12 protein-coding genes are annotated in these 14,691 nt (G+C 74.1%); 2 read left to right on the top strand and 10 right to left on the bottom strand.

Annotated features, from left to right (window positions below):
* Positions 1-22: 22 nt before the first annotated feature.
* Both KBX43_RS24485 and rpe read right to left on the bottom strand, forming a co-directional pair.
* Positions 23-979 (bottom strand): response regulator, encoded by a 957-nt coding sequence (locus KBX43_RS24485; protein ID WP_043324938.1) that lies wholly within the window; start codon positions 977-979, stop codon positions 23-25.
* 1 nt (position 980) lies between these two features.
* Positions 981-1,661, bottom strand: coding sequence for a ribulose-phosphate 3-epimerase (gene rpe, locus KBX43_RS24490; RefSeq protein ID WP_043324939.1), 681 nt, complete (start codon positions 1,659-1,661; stop codon positions 981-983).
* A 261-nt stretch (positions 1,662-1,922) separates the two neighbouring features.
* On the opposite strand from rpe, the gene KBX43_RS24495 reads away from it, so the two are divergent.
* The gene (locus KBX43_RS24495) at positions 1,923-2,810 is read left to right on the top strand and encodes a septum formation family protein (protein ID WP_043324940.1); all 888 of its coding nucleotides are present in this window, start codon (positions 1,923-1,925) and stop codon (positions 2,808-2,810) included.
* A 76-nt stretch (positions 2,811-2,886) separates the two neighbouring features.
* Entirely contained in the window at positions 2,887-3,777 is an 891-nt protein-coding gene (locus tag KBX43_RS24500) for a septum formation family protein (RefSeq protein WP_043324941.1), read from the top strand.
* A gap of 43 nt (positions 3,778-3,820) precedes the next feature.
* Here the strand turns inward: KBX43_RS24500 and KBX43_RS24505 are convergent, their stop codons facing one another.
* The 8 genes from KBX43_RS24505 to metK all read right to left on the bottom strand — a co-directional run bounded on the left by KBX43_RS24505 (position 3,821) and on the right by metK (position 14,605).
* Positions 3,821-5,569, bottom strand: a complete 1,749-nt coding sequence (locus KBX43_RS24505) for a M28 family peptidase (protein ID WP_064448499.1) — start codon at positions 5,567-5,569, stop codon at positions 3,821-3,823.
* Positions 5,570-5,792: 223 nt separating this feature from the next.
* Positions 5,793-7,313, bottom strand: coding sequence for an RsmB/NOP family class I SAM-dependent RNA methyltransferase (locus tag KBX43_RS24510; RefSeq protein ID WP_210887307.1), 1,521 nt, complete (start codon positions 7,311-7,313; stop codon positions 5,793-5,795).
* A complete protein-coding gene (gene fmt, locus KBX43_RS24515) occupies positions 7,310-8,236 on the bottom strand; it encodes a methionyl-tRNA formyltransferase (RefSeq protein ID WP_064448545.1) in 927 nt (308 codons plus the stop codon). The genes KBX43_RS24510 and fmt overlap by 4 nt, the downstream gene beginning before the upstream one ends.
* 5 nt (positions 8,237-8,241) lie before the next feature.
* Positions 8,242-8,802, bottom strand: a complete 561-nt coding sequence (gene def / locus KBX43_RS24520) for a peptide deformylase (protein ID WP_043324943.1) — start codon at positions 8,800-8,802, stop codon at positions 8,242-8,244.
* Positions 8,803-8,844: 42 nt separating this feature from the next.
* Positions 8,845-10,107: a cytochrome P450 gene (locus KBX43_RS24525; RefSeq protein ID WP_104114317.1), complete on the bottom strand. Its 1,263-nt coding sequence runs from the start codon at positions 10,105-10,107 to the stop codon at positions 8,845-8,847.
* A 94-nt stretch (positions 10,108-10,201) separates the two neighbouring features.
* A complete protein-coding gene (locus tag KBX43_RS24530; RefSeq protein WP_210887309.1) occupies positions 10,202-11,182 on the bottom strand; it encodes an AAA family ATPase in 981 nt (326 codons plus the stop codon).
* 226 nt (positions 11,183-11,408) lie between these two features.
* On the bottom strand, positions 11,409-13,355 hold the full coding sequence (locus KBX43_RS24535; protein WP_210887312.1) for a primosomal protein N': 1,947 nt from the start codon (positions 13,353-13,355) through the stop codon (positions 11,409-11,411).
* A 59-nt stretch (positions 13,356-13,414) separates the two neighbouring features.
* Positions 13,415-14,605 carry a methionine adenosyltransferase gene (gene metK / locus KBX43_RS24540; RefSeq protein WP_223201130.1) on the bottom strand — a complete coding sequence of 397 codons (1,191 nt, stop codon included), beginning with the start codon at positions 14,603-14,605 and terminating at the stop codon, positions 13,415-13,417.
* Between the last annotated feature and the right edge of the window lie 86 nt (positions 14,606-14,691).

Raw genomic sequence — 14,691 nt, forward strand, 5'->3', positions numbered from 1 at the left:
GCGAGCTACCTCACAGGAGCGCTCAGGTGACGCCGCGCCGGCGGTCCACCGCCACGTACGAGCCGGGCTGGCTCTTGGCCACCGTCTTCATCTCCGAGGCCACCGCGATGGCCTCCAGCGGGTCGGTGAACCGCTTGCCGGAATCGGACAGCGACACCCCGATGGAGAGCGTGACGAGCGCGGCGCGGCGGATGTTGCCGCGCCGGTCCTTCAGCTCGACGAAGCCGCGTTCCCGGTCGGTGGCGTCGTAGAGCGCGTCCGCGGCCTTCTCGAAGTCGACAACGGCCCGGCTGGTCAGCGGCCGGACCTGGCTGGGCGCGCAGACGATCACGAAGTCGTCGCCGCCGACGTGCCCGAGGAACGCCGGCGGCAGCCCGATCGACACCACCGCCCGGTGCAGGCTGCGGGCCAGCGCCGAGATGAACTCGTCGCCGCGCACGAAGCCGTACCGGTCGTTGACGCTCTTGAACCGGTCGATGTCGATGTAGCCCACGGCGTAGTCGACGCCGTTGCGGACCCGGTCGCTGATCTCCCGCCGGATCCGGCTGTTGCCGGGCAGGCCGGTCAGCGGCGAGACCTCGCGGAACTCCTTGTTGCGCCGCAGCGTGGAGTTGACCCGGGCCACCAGCTCCAGCGTGTCGAACGGCTTGACCAGGTAGTCGTCGGCGCCGACGCTGAGCCCGTTGACCTTGTCCTGGGTCATCCCCTTGGCGGTCAGCATGATCACCGGCAGCGCGGAGGTCATCGGGTCGGCGCGCAGCCGCCGGGTCAGCTCCAGGCCGTCGACGCGCGGCATCATCAGGTCCACCACCGCCAGGTCGGGCCGCTGCCGCTCGATGATCTCCAGCGCCTCCTGGCCGTCACTGGCGTGCAGCACCTCGAAACCGTGCAGGCGCAGGTTGAACTCGACGAAGCGGGCGATGTCCTCGTCGTCGTCGACGACCAGGATGACGTCGGGGCGCTCGCCGGCCGCGTCCATCTCAGGCCCCGGTCATCGCACGTTCCGCCAGGCCCCGCAGGCGGCGTACCGCCTCCGCGGGATCGTCGGCGCCGTAGACGGCGGTGCCCGCGACGAACGCGTCGGCCCCGGCCGCGGCGGCCTGCTCGATGGTGTCCGCGGCGATGCCGCCGTCGACCTCGATGCGCAGCTCCAGGTGGCCGCTGTCGACGTGCCGGCGGGCGGCGCGCACCTTGTCCAGCAGCTGCGGCAGGAACCGCTGGCCGCCGAAACCGGCCTTGATCGTCATGATCAGCAGCGTGTCGAAGCTCGGCAGCAGCTCCAGGTACGGCTCGATCGGGGTGTCCCGGTCGATCGCCAGGCCCGCCTTCGCCCCGGCCGAGCGCAGATCCTTGGCCAGCGCCACCGGGTCGTCGCACGCCTCGGCGTGGAACGTGACGTTGTACGCCCCGGCGTCGGCGTACCCGGGCGCCCAGCGGCGCGGATCGGTGATCATCAGATGCACGTCGAACGGGATCTCGGTCACGGCGCGCAGGCTCTGCACCACCGGCAGCCCGATGGTCAGGTTGGGCACGAAGTGGTTGTCCATGACGTCGACGTGCAGCCAGTCGGCGGCGGGCTCCACGGCACGGACCTCGTCGGCGAGGCGGGCGAAATCGGCGGCCAGGATGCTCGGCGCGACGATCGGCGGCGGTACGGTCACCGGGCCAGTGTACGAACGCGGTGATCCGGAGGTCGCGGCACGGCTCCCGGAGCGACAGGTGGTGAGCCTTCCGTCACCCGTGGTGCACCATCGGGCCGTCCGGAGCGGAAAATGGCACGAATAGTCGTCGGTGACTAGCCGATCGATTGAAAGATGACGAAACTCCTACAGGGACGGTCACGTATGCTGCACGCCCGGGCGCGGGGGACGCCGGTCGGGCCTATGGCGACCGGCTGCCATCTCTCCCGGAAGGGGCGGACGATGCGACGGTGGCTCCACGTGCTCGCGCTGGCCGGCGCCGCGACTGCGGTGCTCGCCGGCTGCGCTCAGACACACCGGGCCGACGGCGACCTGATCGACGACTGGGCGGCGCTGCCGGCGCCGCGGCTGTTCGTACCGGCGACAGACGCGTGCCTGCCCCGGCTCACCACGGTGGTGGCCGCCGCCACGTACGAGACCGTCGACTGCGCGGGCAGCCACCTGGCCGAGACGGTGCACGTCGGCACGTTCACCGGGCCGGAGACGCTCGGCGACCGCCCCGAGCCGGGCACCCCGGCGCTGCGGACCGCGCGCGCCGAGTGCGACCGGAGCGCCCGGGAGATGATCGGCGGGGACTGGCACGCCGCCCGGCTCACGCTGAACATCGCGCTGCCGACGGTGGCCGCCTGGGGCGCCGGCGCGCGCTGGTTCCGCTGCGACCTGGCCGAGACCGACAGCATCGACAACACCCGTCCGATCAACCGGGTCGGCAGCCTGCGCGGCGCGCTGGTCGGCGACAACCCGCTCGTGCACAGGTGCTTCGACCCGAAGCTGATCGGCAAGAACCTCAACTACATGGCCCCGGTGCTCTGCACCGAGCCGCACCGCGCAGAGTTCGTCGGCGTGTACGAGGAACGCGACATGAGCTGGGCGGAGTTCACCAAGGGCGCGCCCGCCACGCACCGGCGCTGCATGACGCTGATCGCCCAGTTCGCCGAGGTGCCGGACAACGCCGAACTGCCGTACCGGGCCGGGTCCATCTACTACCCACCGTCGCAGCGGGAGTGGGAGGAGGGCGACCGGGGGGTGCGCTGTTTCCTGTGGAGCGACGACCGCAAGCTCAACCGATCGGTGCGCGGCGCCGGTCCCGAGGGGCTCCCGGTGACCTGATCGGCTGCCGTATGCTGCACCGCCGAGGCGTACCGGGGGGCCGGTCGGCTCCGGACGCACGGGGAGGTCTGTCGCGATGCGGCGTTTGTGGGTGGCGGTCACCGTGTCAACGGTGGCGGCGCTGGCGCTCGGCGGCTGCGCCGCGCCGGCCGGAGTGGACCGCGACCTGACCGACGACTGGCCCGCGTTCGCCGCGCCGGTCGGCTTCGTGCCGAGCACCGGGGCCTGTCACCCCACCGTCGCCGACGTCGGCTACCTCAGCGGCTACCAGCCGGTCGACTGCGCCGCCACCCACCGCGCCGAGACGCTGCACGTCGGCACGATGAGCGGCCCGGAGGCGGAGCGCTCCGCCCCGCCGCGCACCGGCTCGGCCGGTATGCGCGCCGCGCACGGCGACTGCGCCCGCCAGGTCACCCAGGCCCTCGGCGGGGACTGGCGCTCCGGGCGGCTGCGGCTGTCGGTGGTCTTCCCCTCGGCGCTCGCCTGGTCCGGCGGGGCCCGCTGGTACCGCTGCGACGTCGCCGAGGTGACCGACCTGGATCAGGGCGACGTGGCCGAGCGCACCGGCAGCCTGCGGGGCGCGCTGAAGCCCGGCTCGAAGCTGGCGCTGGGCTGCTTCAACCCGAAGATGAGCAAGGACGACGTGCAGGAGATGCGGCCGGTGGCCTGCACCGCGAAGCACCACGCCGAGTTCGTCGGCGTCTACCAGGCGCCGGACATCAGCTACGCCGAGTTCGAGCGCACGCCGCTGCGTACGCACAAGGCGTGCCGCGGGCTGATCGCCAAGTACGCGAAGCTGCCCGACGACGGCAACATGCAGTACCGGGCCGGCACCATCATCTACCACCCGTACGCGGAGCAGTGGCGCGACGGCGACCGGGGCGTGCAGTGCTTCCTCTGGGTCTCCGACCGGACGCTGACCCGCTCGGTGAAGGGCGCGGGCGCCAAGGCGCTACCGATCACCTGAGCCACGGGCGGGGCGGGCCGGCGCCCACCCCGCCCGTGTCCGCTCAGCCGACCTGCAGCGTCACGTCGTCCACGACGAAGCTGGTCTGCAACGACGAGTCCTCGACCCCGGTCCACTTCAGCGTGACCGTCTGCCCGGCGTACGCGGCCAGGTTGAAGGTGCGCTGGGTGTAGCCGGTGGCCTTGTTCAGGTTCGAGTACGTGGCCAGCGTGGTCGAGCCGACCTGCACGGTGAGCTTGTCGTACGCGGTCGAGCTGGTCGTCTCGGCCGAGTCGATGTGCAACCAGAACGAGAACGTGTAGCTGCTGCACCCGGACGGCAGCGTGACCGACTGGGACAGCGTGTCGGTACGCGAGGAGCCGTACCCGTTCAGCCACGCCTTGTACGACCCGGTGCGGGCCGCCTGGCTGGAGCTGTTGGTGATCACGCCGGAGCTGGCCGTCCACGGCGTGGTGCCGGACTCGAAGCTGCTGTTGCCGATGAGCTGGCCGCCGGTGCAGCCGCCGCTCCCGCCGGTCACGGTGATCGTGTAGCTGGCGGTGCGGGTGGCCGAGCCGGTGCCGGTCACGGTGAGCGTGAACGTGCCGGTGGTGGCCGTCGACGAGGCGCTGACGGTCATGGTGGACGAGCCGCCCGAGGTGACCGAGGACGGGCTGAAGCTCACCGACACGCCGCTCGGGGCGCCGCTGGCGGACAGCGCCACGGTCTGCGCGCTGCCGGAGGTGGTGGCGGTGCTGACGGTGGCGGTGGTGGAGCCGCCCCGGGCGACGCTGCCGGAGGTGGGGCTCACCGAGACGGAGAAGTCGTTGGCGGGTGTGCCGCCGCCGACCGCGAGCGCCCAGATCGTGTACGCGACGCCGTCCGCGGCCCGGTTCAGGATGGTCGTGTTGATGTTGCTGGTGTTGTCGCAGGAGCGGTGGTAGCAGCCGTCGTACGCCGCGCCGGCGGTGCCGCCCCACTTGCTGGCCTGCGCCGACGTCTTGGTGTAGCTGGCGCCCGCCGCGTAGCCGGAGGTCTGGATGCCGGCGTTGGCGAACGAGTAGTCGTCGGAGCGGCCCTGACCCTCGGTGTTCTCCTCCGGCGAGATGCCGAACGAGTCCCAGTACGCCTTCAGCGGCGCCGCGGTGGCGGAGGTGATCCGGTTGATGAAGTAGCCGCCGTTCGGCGAGCCGACCATGTCGAAGTTGTAGTAGCCCTTGATGTAGCCGCGCTGGGTGGAGCTGAGCTGGTTGACGTAGTGCTTGGAGCCCTGCAGGCCCTGCTCCTCGCCGTTCCACCAGGCGAACCGGACCCGCTTGGTCATGGTCGGGTTCTGCGCGGCCAGCACCAGCGCGTTCTCCAGCAGCACCGACGAGCCGGAGGCGTTGTCGTTGATGCCCGGCCCGGCGGCCACGCCGTCCAGGTGCGCGCCGAACATGACGACCTGGTCCGACGGGCCCTGCGGCCACTCGGCGATCAGGTTGTTGCCCGGGTAGGTGCAGGTGGAGCAGTTCTGCTCGGTGACCGTGTAGCCGGCCGCCTGGAGCTTGCCCTTCACGTAGTTGACCGACGCGGTGTAGCCGGCCGAGCCGGCGCGCCGGTTGCCGCCGTTGCTGGTGGCGATGGAGTTGAACTGGGTGAGGTGGGCCTGGATGTTGCTGAGGGAGACGTCCGGCGCGGCGAGCGCGGCGATCGCCGGGGCGGGGGCGGCGGCCGGCGCGGGGGCGGCGGAGGCGGTGCCGGCCAGGCTCGCCGTCGTCAGGGTGGCGACGAGGGCGAGCGCGAGGCTCGTGGTCGGCGTTCTGCGTCTCATGGAGACTCCTCGTGGGGGTTCGGCGGGCGGGGTGCCGGGACCGGTGGTCGAAACAGTTACATGCATCGATCAGACAGTCAACGGGCTGTCACATCCCACCGGCCCCCTCCCCCCACCGGGATGCCGCACACGCTCCATCGCTCCCCATTTCTCCGCATGACGAGCAAGGAGTTCGTGTCCGGGCACGCGGACACGAACTCCTTGATCGACTGCGAGAGGTGGGTCAGTTCCGGCGCAGGACCGCCAGGAACATGGCGTCGGTGCCGTGACGGTGCGGCCACAGCTGCACCGTGGGGCCGTCCCCCAGGCCCGGCATGCCGGCCGGCAGCAGCGGCCGCGCGTCGACGAAATCGACGCCGAGGCCGCAGCGCCGGGCCGCCTCGGTCACCGTCACGTGCGTCTCCACCACGTGCGGCGAACACGTCACGTACGCAACCAGGCCACCCGGCCGGGCCGCCCGCAACGCGGCGGTCAGCAGCTCACGCTGCAACCGGGTCAGCGGCGGCAGGTCCGACGGCTGGCGACGCCATCGCGCCTCCGGCCGGCGGCGCAGCGCGCCCAGCCCGGTGCACGGCGCGTCGACGAGCACCCGGTCGAAGTGCCCCTCCGGCAGCTTCGGGTCGCTGCCCACGCTGCGCCCGTCGGTGTTCAGCACGGTCACCGGCAGCCCACGGGTGGCCTGCTCCACCAGCCGCGCCCGGTGCTCGGCCACCTCGACCGCCGTCAGCCGCGCGCCCCGGGTCGCGGCCAGCGCGCCGAGCAGACCGGACTTGCCGCCCGGGCCGGCGCACAGATCCAGCCACCGGCCGTCCGGGCCGTCCAGCGGCGCCGCCGCCAGCGCGTCCGCCACCAGCTGGGAGCCCTCGTCCTGCACGTGCGCGCGGCCGTCGGCCACCGCCGCCAGGTCGCCCGGCGCGCCGCCGGGCAGATAGACCGCGTACGGCGAGAACGCGCCGGGCGCGCCGCCCACCTCGTCGGCCAGCGCCACCGGGTCGGCCAGGCCCGGCCGGGCGCACAGGTGCACCGGCGGGCGCTCGTTGTCCTCGATGAGCAGCCGGGTCGTCTCGCCCATGTCGCCGCCGAGCGCCTCGGCGAACGACCGCACGATCCACTGCGGATGGCTGTACGCCAGCGCGAGGTGCCCGACCGGGTCGGTCTCCTGCGCCGGGGCGAGCTTGGCCACCCAGGCGTCGGCGTCCCGGCTGGTGATCTCCCGCAGCACCGCGTTGGCGAACCCGGTCGCGCCCGGCCCCACCGACCGGACCAGGTCCACGGTGGACGACACCGCGGCGTGCGCGGGCACCCGCATGTGCAGGATCTGGTACGCCCCGAGCCGCAGCGCGTCGCGCACCGGCGGGTCGATGCGCTGCACGTCCCGCCCGGCCGCGTCGGTCACGATCGCGTCGAGCGTGCCGGTGTGCCGCAGCGTGCCGTAGGTCAGCTCGGTGGCGAACGCGGCGTCCCGGCCGGTCAGCCCCGCCTCGCGCAGCATCGCCGGGAGCACCAGGTTGGCGTACGCGTCGTCGCGGTGCACCGCCGCGATCGCCTCGTAGGCGACCTGCCGGGGCAGGTCCACGGCCGGACGGACCGGACGCCCGCCCCGCCGGTCGCCACCGAACCGGTCCCCGCCGCGCCGGTCGCCGCCGGGCCGGTCGGAGCGCTGCCGGTCGGAACGCTGCCGGTCGCCGTACCCCCGCTGACGCTCGCCCTCGACGGGCCGGTCCGGACGCGACGGCCCCGTCACGCGAACACCTCGCCGGCGGTGACCCGGGCGCCGCGCGCCCAGTCGCCGGCGGGCATGGCCTTCTTGCCTGCGGCGCGCACCTCGCCGAGGCGCACCGGCGTGGTGGCGGTGCCGACGAGCACACCGGACTTCGTCACGTGCAGCTCCCCCGGCTTCAGCTCCGGGCCGTCGGCCACCGGCGTGACCGGACCGAGCTTGACCCGGTCGTCGCGGAACGTCGTCCACGGGCCGGGCGCGGGAGTGCAGGCGCGGACGCGCCGGTCCACCGCGAACGCGGGGTCGCCCCAGCGGACCCGGGCGTCCTCCACCGTCAGCTTCGGGGCGAGCGAGACGCCGTCGACCGGCTGCGGCACGGCGCGGGCGGTGCCGGCGCCGATCGCGTCGAGCACCGCGACCAGCAGCCCGGCGCCGGAGTGCGCGAGCCGCTCCAGCAGGTCGCCGGAGGTGTCGGCGGGGCGGATCTCGTCGGTGACCGTGCCGTAGACCGGGCCGGTGTCCAGCCCCTCCTCCAGCTCGAAGACGCTGGCCCCGGTCACCTCGTCGCCGTGCAGCACGGCGTGCTGGACCGGCGCGGCGCCGCGCCAGGCGGGCAGCAGCGAGAAGTGCAGGTTGATCCAGCCGTGCCGGGGGATCTCCAGCGCCACCGGCGGCACCAGCGCGCCGTAGGCGACCACCGGTACGCAGTCCGGCGCCAGCTCGCGCAGCCGGTCGAGGAACTCCGGCTCGCGCGGGCGGGCCGGGGTGAGCACCTCGACGCCGTGCGCGTCGGCCCACGCGCCCACGGGCGAGCGGACCAGCCCCCGGCCGCGCCCGGCCGGGGCGTCGGGGCGGGTGACCACGGCGAGCAACTCGTGCCCGGAGGCGGCGATCGCGTCCAGGGCCGGTACGGCGACGGCCGGCGTGCCGGCGAAGACCAGGCGCATCCGGGTCACCGCCCCAGGCCGAACGGGTTGCCGGCGGCGTGCGGGCTGAGCTTGACCGTGGGCGGGGCGGCCTGGTCGTACCACTCGGCCTGCCGGATCGCCTTCATGGCCTCCTTGCGGCCGGCCGGGTCGAGCCGGTCGACGAAGAGCACGCCGTCGAGGTGGTCGGTCTCGTGCTGCACGCAGCGGGCCATCAGGCCGGTGCCGACGATCTGCAACGGGTCGCCGTAGCCGTTGAAGCCCTTGGCGATCACGTTCTGCCGGCGCTTGGTGTCGAAGTAGAGCCCGGGGATGGACAGGCAGCCCTCCGGGCCGTCCTGCTCCTCTTCGTCGGGGAACTCCAGCACCGGGTTGACCAGGTGGCCGAGGACGTCGTCGACGTCGAAGGTGAACACCCGCAGGCCCACCCCGAGCTGCGGCGCGGCGAGGCCGGCGCCGCTCTGCTCGCGCATCGTGTCGGTCAGGTCGGCGATCAGCTTGCGCAGCTCGGCGTCGAAGTCGACGACCGGGTCGGCCGGCGTGCGCAGCACCGGATCGCCGAACAGACGGATGGGCTGGACGGTCACTCGGCGTGGCTCCTTGTCTGGGTCGAACGATGCGCGTCCAGTCTACGGAGTCGGCCCGGCCGCCCCGGGTGGCGTACCGGGAACGGTGACCGGGGACGCCTCCCGGCCGACGCGCACCGGCAGCGTGGCGTGACCACGAAGCGTGAGCCGGACGCGCCGCTCGGGCCGGCCCGCCACGGCGAGGCCGGGCAGCCGGCGCAGCAGCAGCGGGAACGCCACCTGCGCCTCCAGCCGGGCCAGCGCCGCGCCGAGGCAGTAGTGCGGCCCGGCGCCGAAGGACAGCGGGTGGACCTGCGGACGCCACGGGTCGAAGCGCGCCGGCTCCGGATAGCGGCGCGGATCACGGTTGGCCGCGCCGAGCATCACGATCACCCAGCTCTCCGGCGGCAGATCGACGTCGCCGTACCGGGCCGGCGCGGTGCTCATCCGGGACGTGAGCTGCACCGGCGAGTCGTAGCGCAGCAGCTCGTCGACGTACCCGGGGGCGAACTCCGGGTGCTCGGCCAGCGTCGCCGCCGCGCGCGGGTGCTCCAGCAGCGCCACCAGGCCGTTGCCGAGCAGGTTGGTGGTGGTCTCGAAGCCGGCCACCAGCAGCACGATCAGGTTGGCCAGCAACTCGTCGCCGGAGAGCCGGTCACCGCCGTCGTGCGCCTGCACCAGCGCGCTGGTCAGGTCGTCGGCCGGCGCCCGGCGGCGCGCCGACACCAGCTCGGTGAAGTAGGCGCGCAACTCGCTCGCGCCCCGGTCGGCGACCGCCAGCTCCTCTTCGGTGATCTCCGGTTCCAGCACGCCGGTCAGGTCGGTGGCCCAGCGCCGGAACAACGGCCGGTCCGCCGCCGGCACGCCGAGCAGCGCGCAGATCACCCCGACCGGCAGCGGGTACGCGAACCCGGCCATGAAGTCGACCGGCCCCTCGGCGGCGAGCATCGCGTCGACCAGCTCGTCGGCCTGCGCCCGCACCACGTCGTGCATGGCGGCGATCCGGCGCGGGGTGAACGCGCCCGCCGCCAGCCGCCGCATCCGGCTGTGGTCGGGCGGGTTGGTGCGCAGCATCGACCGGGAGATCGACAGAATCGCCGGGCTCTCCCGCCAGCCGGGCATGAACTGGTCGCGCAGCGCGTCGTCCAGCACCCCGAACCGGGCGTCGCGCAGGATCGCGTCGGCCTCGGCGTACCCGGTGACCACGAAGAAGACCGGGCCGGCCTGGACCACCGGGCCGTGTGCGCGCAGCAGCTCGTACGTCGGGTAGGGGTCGACACGACCCTCGGGGGACATCAGCAGCGCGAGCGCGTCGGCAGGATCCACGGTCCGCCTCCCCAGGCGTCGGAGACCCCCATCATGCTCCGCGCCGCCCGAGGGTGGTCAACCCGTCACGGCGAGACGGCGGTATCCACCGCGGTCAGACGCCCGCGCCCGGCTCCCCGGCCAGCACCGGGCCGCCGTCGAGCAGCGCGTGCTCGGGCAGCGGCAGCGTGATGCCGTGGGCGTCCTCCCAGTCGTGGATCAGCCCCGGCCGGGCCTGCGTGGTGAAGAAGTCGACGGCGCTCATCCCGCCGACCACCGGCTCGTCCACCTCGGCGACCAGCCGGGCGGGCACCATCGGCAGGCCGGCGCGCACCGCCGAGCTGAGCCGCCGGTGCCCGTCGACGACGAAGAAGTACTCGCCGGTGTAGCCGATGCTCAGCGGCTCCGGCTCCTCGCCGCTCTCGGCCAGCTCGGCGGCGAGGTCGGCGTCCCACAGGCCCCGCAGCGCGGACACGTCCTCGGTGGGGTAGACCCGGGTCGGGTCGAGCAGCAGCAGCGGCTGACCGGCGCGCAGCACGTCCGCGCCGAGGCGGCCCTCGTAGACGTCGATGACGTGCTGGATGACCTGCTCCGGGTTGGCCCGGGTGGTGTCGCAGATCAGGTCGTAGTTGCGCAGGCGGGCCTTGTCGACGCCGTAGCGGACGATGAACCGGCCCCGCTCGCTCTCGCTGCGCTCGCGCAGCTTGGTCCGCGCCTCCTCCAGCGAGGTGTAGCTCTCGGCCGGGCCGGACGGGCGGGCCAGCACGCGCCGGGCCGCCTCGGTCGGCTCGGTGATCATGTGCACCTTGAGCGCGTCGGTGAAGAAGTGCCAGGCCAGGCGGGAGTCCATGACCAGCGACTCGCCGGAGGCGGCGATGTCGCGCTGGAGCTGGTCGACGTAACCGTCGACCGCCTGGTCCAGCTCGGCGTGCAGGTTGAGCTGCAGAGCGGTCATCTGCCGCTCCTGGGCCATCTGGCGGTAGAGGTCGCCGACGCTGACCCGGCGCAGCCCCAGCCGCTTGGCGATCTCGACGGACACGGTGCTCTTGCCACTGCCGAGGTCACCGTTGAAGACGATCGACTGACGAACGGTCACGACTGGTCCACCCCTGCTCACCGGCTGACTGACGACATCGAGTGTCGGCCCGACGTGCTCTGGCACCCGCCGCGCCGCGTCCCGCGCGGGGAAAACCGCGCGGCTGGGCATGACGGGCGATGCTATCACCGCCCGCTACCCAATTGCCGGACCAGGTGTGCGGCAAACCCCAGCTCACGACCGTGCGCGAGGGGCCGCGTGCGCAGTGTCACGCGGCGGCGGCCGGTCAGAACAGCACGAGCGGATCGACCTGCAGGCGTACCGGATCGGCCGCCTTGCGGGCGCTGCGCTGGCCGGCGGCGGCGTGCAGCGCCTCGGCCAGCGCGGCGGCCCGGGACCGGGGCACCCGCACGAGCATCCGCTCCCGGCCCTCGTCGGCCGGCACCGGCCCCAGCACCTCGGCGCCGTCCGGCAGCCGGGCGCCGTCCAGCAGGTCGCTGACCGCCTCGGCGACGCCGGTGACGCTCGCCATCCGCACCGCCGGGGGGAAGCCCAGCTCGCGCCGCTCGGCCAGCTCGCGGGCGGCGAACCAGGCGGAGTCCCAGCGCAGCAACGCCTGCACCGGCGCGAGCGCGCCGTCCGCGACCACCACCACCCGCCCGCCGGCCGTACCGGGCCGGGCCAGCGCGGCGGCGGCCATCCACCGGCGCAGCGCCTCCTCACCGGCCCGCAGGTCGGCCCGGGTCAGCAGCGCCCACGAGTCGAGCAGCAGCACCGCGCCGTAGCCGCCGTCGGCCACCGGCTCGGCGCCCGGCGTGGCGATCACCAGCCCGGCCCCGCCCGGCACCGTGGCGAGCACCTCCTCCCGCCCCGAGGTGCGCACCGGCACGCCCGGGAACGCCCGGCCCAGCTCCTCGGCCGTGCGCCGGGCGCCGGTGACCGAGGCGCGCAGCCGCCGCCCACCACACTCCGGGCAGGCGTACGCGGCGGCCACCCGGCCGCACCAGCGGCAGGCGGGCGTGCCCTGCGCCGAGGGCAGCGCGAGCGGCCCGGCGCAGTGCGGGCAGCGGGCCGGGGTCCGGCAGTCGGCGCAGGCCACCGACGGCACGTAACCCCGGCGCGGCACCTGCACCAGCACCGGCAGGTCCGCGCGCAGCGCGTCCCGGGCGCTGGTCCAGGCCAGGCTCGGCAGCCGCGCCGAGGCCGCGCCGGGATCGCGGGCCAGTTGCGGGTCGTCGCCGGTGGGCGCCATGGCCGGGGTACGCGCGCGCACCACCGCCCGGTCGGCCACCACCTCCCGGGCCCAGGACGTCTCCACCAGCAGCTGCGCCTCGGCGCTGCGGGCGTACCCGCCGACCAGGGCGGCGGCGTCGCCGAGCTGCGCCCGGGTGAGCAGCACGTCCCGGGCGTGCGGGTAGGGCGCGCGGGGCTCGGCGTGCAGGTCGTCGCCGTCGTCCCAGATCGCCACCAGGCCGAGCCGCTCCACCGGGGCGAACATGGCCGCCCGGGTGCCGATCACCACTGCCACGTCGCCGCGCCGGGCCGCCAGGAACGCCCGGTAGCGGCGGGCCGGGCCGTCGGCGGCGGTGAGGCGCACGTGCCGCCCCGCGCCGAGCACGGCGGTCAGGGCGGCGTCGAGCCGGTCCAGGTCACGGGCGTCGGCCACCACGACCACTGCGCCCCGGCCACCGGCCACGGTGGCGGCCACCGCGTCGGCGTACCGGTCGGCCCAGTCCTCCCCCGGCAGCGCCGACCAGACCGCGCGGGCGGGCCGGCCGTCGGTGAGCGCCCGCAGCAGCGCCGGCCCGGCCGGGTAGTCCCGCCAGCCGCGCGGGTCCACCTCCGCCCGGCCTCCCGGCCTGGCGTCCGCGTCGGCGGGCGCGTCGGGGTCGGCGGGCGCGTCCGCGTCGGCGGTGACGGCCTTCTCGGCGCGGGCGTGCCGGGGCGGCACCGCCAGCCTCAGCACGTCGGCGAGGCTGCCGGCGTACCGGTCGGCGACCGCGCGGGCCAGCCGGGCCACCTCCGGGGAGAGCACCGGCACCGGCGAGACGACCTTCTCCAGGTACGCCAGTTTCGGGTGCGCGGAGGACTCGGCGCGCTCCAGCAGCCAGCCGTCGACCAGCTGCCCGGCGAAGCGCACCTTCACCCGTACCCCCGGTTGCGCCTCGGCGTCGAGCGCCTCCGGCACCAGGTAGTCGAACGGGCGGTCCAGGTGCGGCAGGGGCACGTCCACGCAGACGCGCGCGACCGGCGACCCCTGCGCGGGTCGCCGGTCGCGGCGCGTGGCGGCGGTCAGGCTCCCGCGGCCGACTTGAGGTCGGCGGCCCGGTCGGTGCCCTCCCAGGTCAGGTCCGGCAGCTCCCGGCCGAAGTGGCCGTACGCGGCGGTCTGCTGGTAGATCGGGCGGAGCAGGTGCAGGTCCCGGATGATGGCGGCCGGGCGCAGGTCGAACACCTCGGCGACGGCCTTCTCGATCGAGGCGACCGGCACCGTCTCGGTGCCGAACGTCTCGATGAACAGGCTCACCGGGTGGGCCTTGCCGATCGCGTACGCGACCTGGGCCTCGCACCGCTCGGCCAGCCCGGCGGCGACCACGTTCTTGGCCACCCAGCGCATCGCGTACGCGGCCGAGCGGTCGACCTTCGAGGGGTCCTTGCCGGAGAACGCGCCGCCGCCGTGGCGCGCGTACCCGCCGTAGGTGTCCACGATGATCTTCCGGCCGGTCAGGCCGGCGTCACCCATCGGGCCGCCGATCTCGAAGCGCCCGGTCGGGTTGACCAGCAGCCGGTAGCCCTCGGTCTCCAGGCCGAGGCCCTCCAGCTCCGGGGTGATGACGTGGTCCCGGATGTCCGGGGTGAGCAGCGACTCCAGCGAGATGTCGGCCGCGTGCTGGCTGGACACGACGACGGTGTTGAGCCGGACCGGGCGCAGCCCGTCGTACTCGATGGTCACCTGGGTCTTGCCGTCCGGCCGCAGGTAGGGGATGGTGCCGTCCTTGCGGACCGTGGCGAGCCGGCGCGCCAGCCGGTGCGCCAGCGCGATCGGCAGCGGCATCAGCTCGGGCGTCTCGGAGCAGGCGAAGCCGAACATCATGCCCTGGTCACCGGCGCCCTGCGCGTCCAGCGCGCTCTCCGACCCGCCGGTACGCAGCTCGAAGGCGTTGTCGACGCCCTGGGCGATGTCCGGCGACTGGGCGCCGATGGACACGCTGACGCCGCAGGACGCGCCGTCGAAGCCCTTCTTCGACGAGTCGTAGCCGATGCCGAGAATGGTCTCCCGGACGATGGTGGGGATGTCGGCGTACGCCTTCGTGGTCACCTCACCGGCCACGTGCACCTGACCGGTGGTGATCAAGGTCTCCACCGCGACCCGGCTGTGCGGGTCCTGGGCGAGCAGCGCGTCGAGAATGCCGTCACTGATCTGGTCGGCGATCTTGTCCGGGTGGCCCTCCGTGACCGATTCGGACGTGAAGAGACGTGTCACGGCACTCCTAAGCATGTGAAGACTTTTAAAGGTCGCTCGGCGGCAGTTTAGCCATCCTCGTTCCGCCGCGACCCCCTGAACGCGGG

The organism is Micromonospora sp. C41 (assembly GCF_018070485.1).
Taxonomy (GTDB): domain Bacteria; phylum Actinomycetota; class Actinomycetes; order Mycobacteriales; family Micromonosporaceae; genus Micromonospora; species Micromonospora chalcea.

Coding starts and splice junctions, on each gene's coding strand:
- KBX43_RS24505 (WP_064448499.1), bottom strand. CDS start 5,569: ATGAGACGCAGAACGCCGACCACGAGCCTCGCGCTCGCCCTCGTCGCC.
- KBX43_RS24500 (WP_043324941.1), top strand. CDS start 2,887: ATGCGGCGTTTGTGGGTGGCGGTCACCGTGTCAACGGTGGCGGCGCTG.
- fmt (WP_064448545.1), bottom strand. CDS start 8,236: ATGCGCCTGGTCTTCGCCGGCACGCCGGCCGTCGCCGTACCGGCCCTG.
- KBX43_RS24495 (WP_043324940.1), top strand. CDS start 1,923: ATGCGACGGTGGCTCCACGTGCTCGCGCTGGCCGGCGCCGCGACTGCG.
- KBX43_RS24485 (WP_043324938.1), bottom strand. CDS start 979: ATGGACGCGGCCGGCGAGCGCCCCGACGTCATCCTGGTCGTCGACGAC.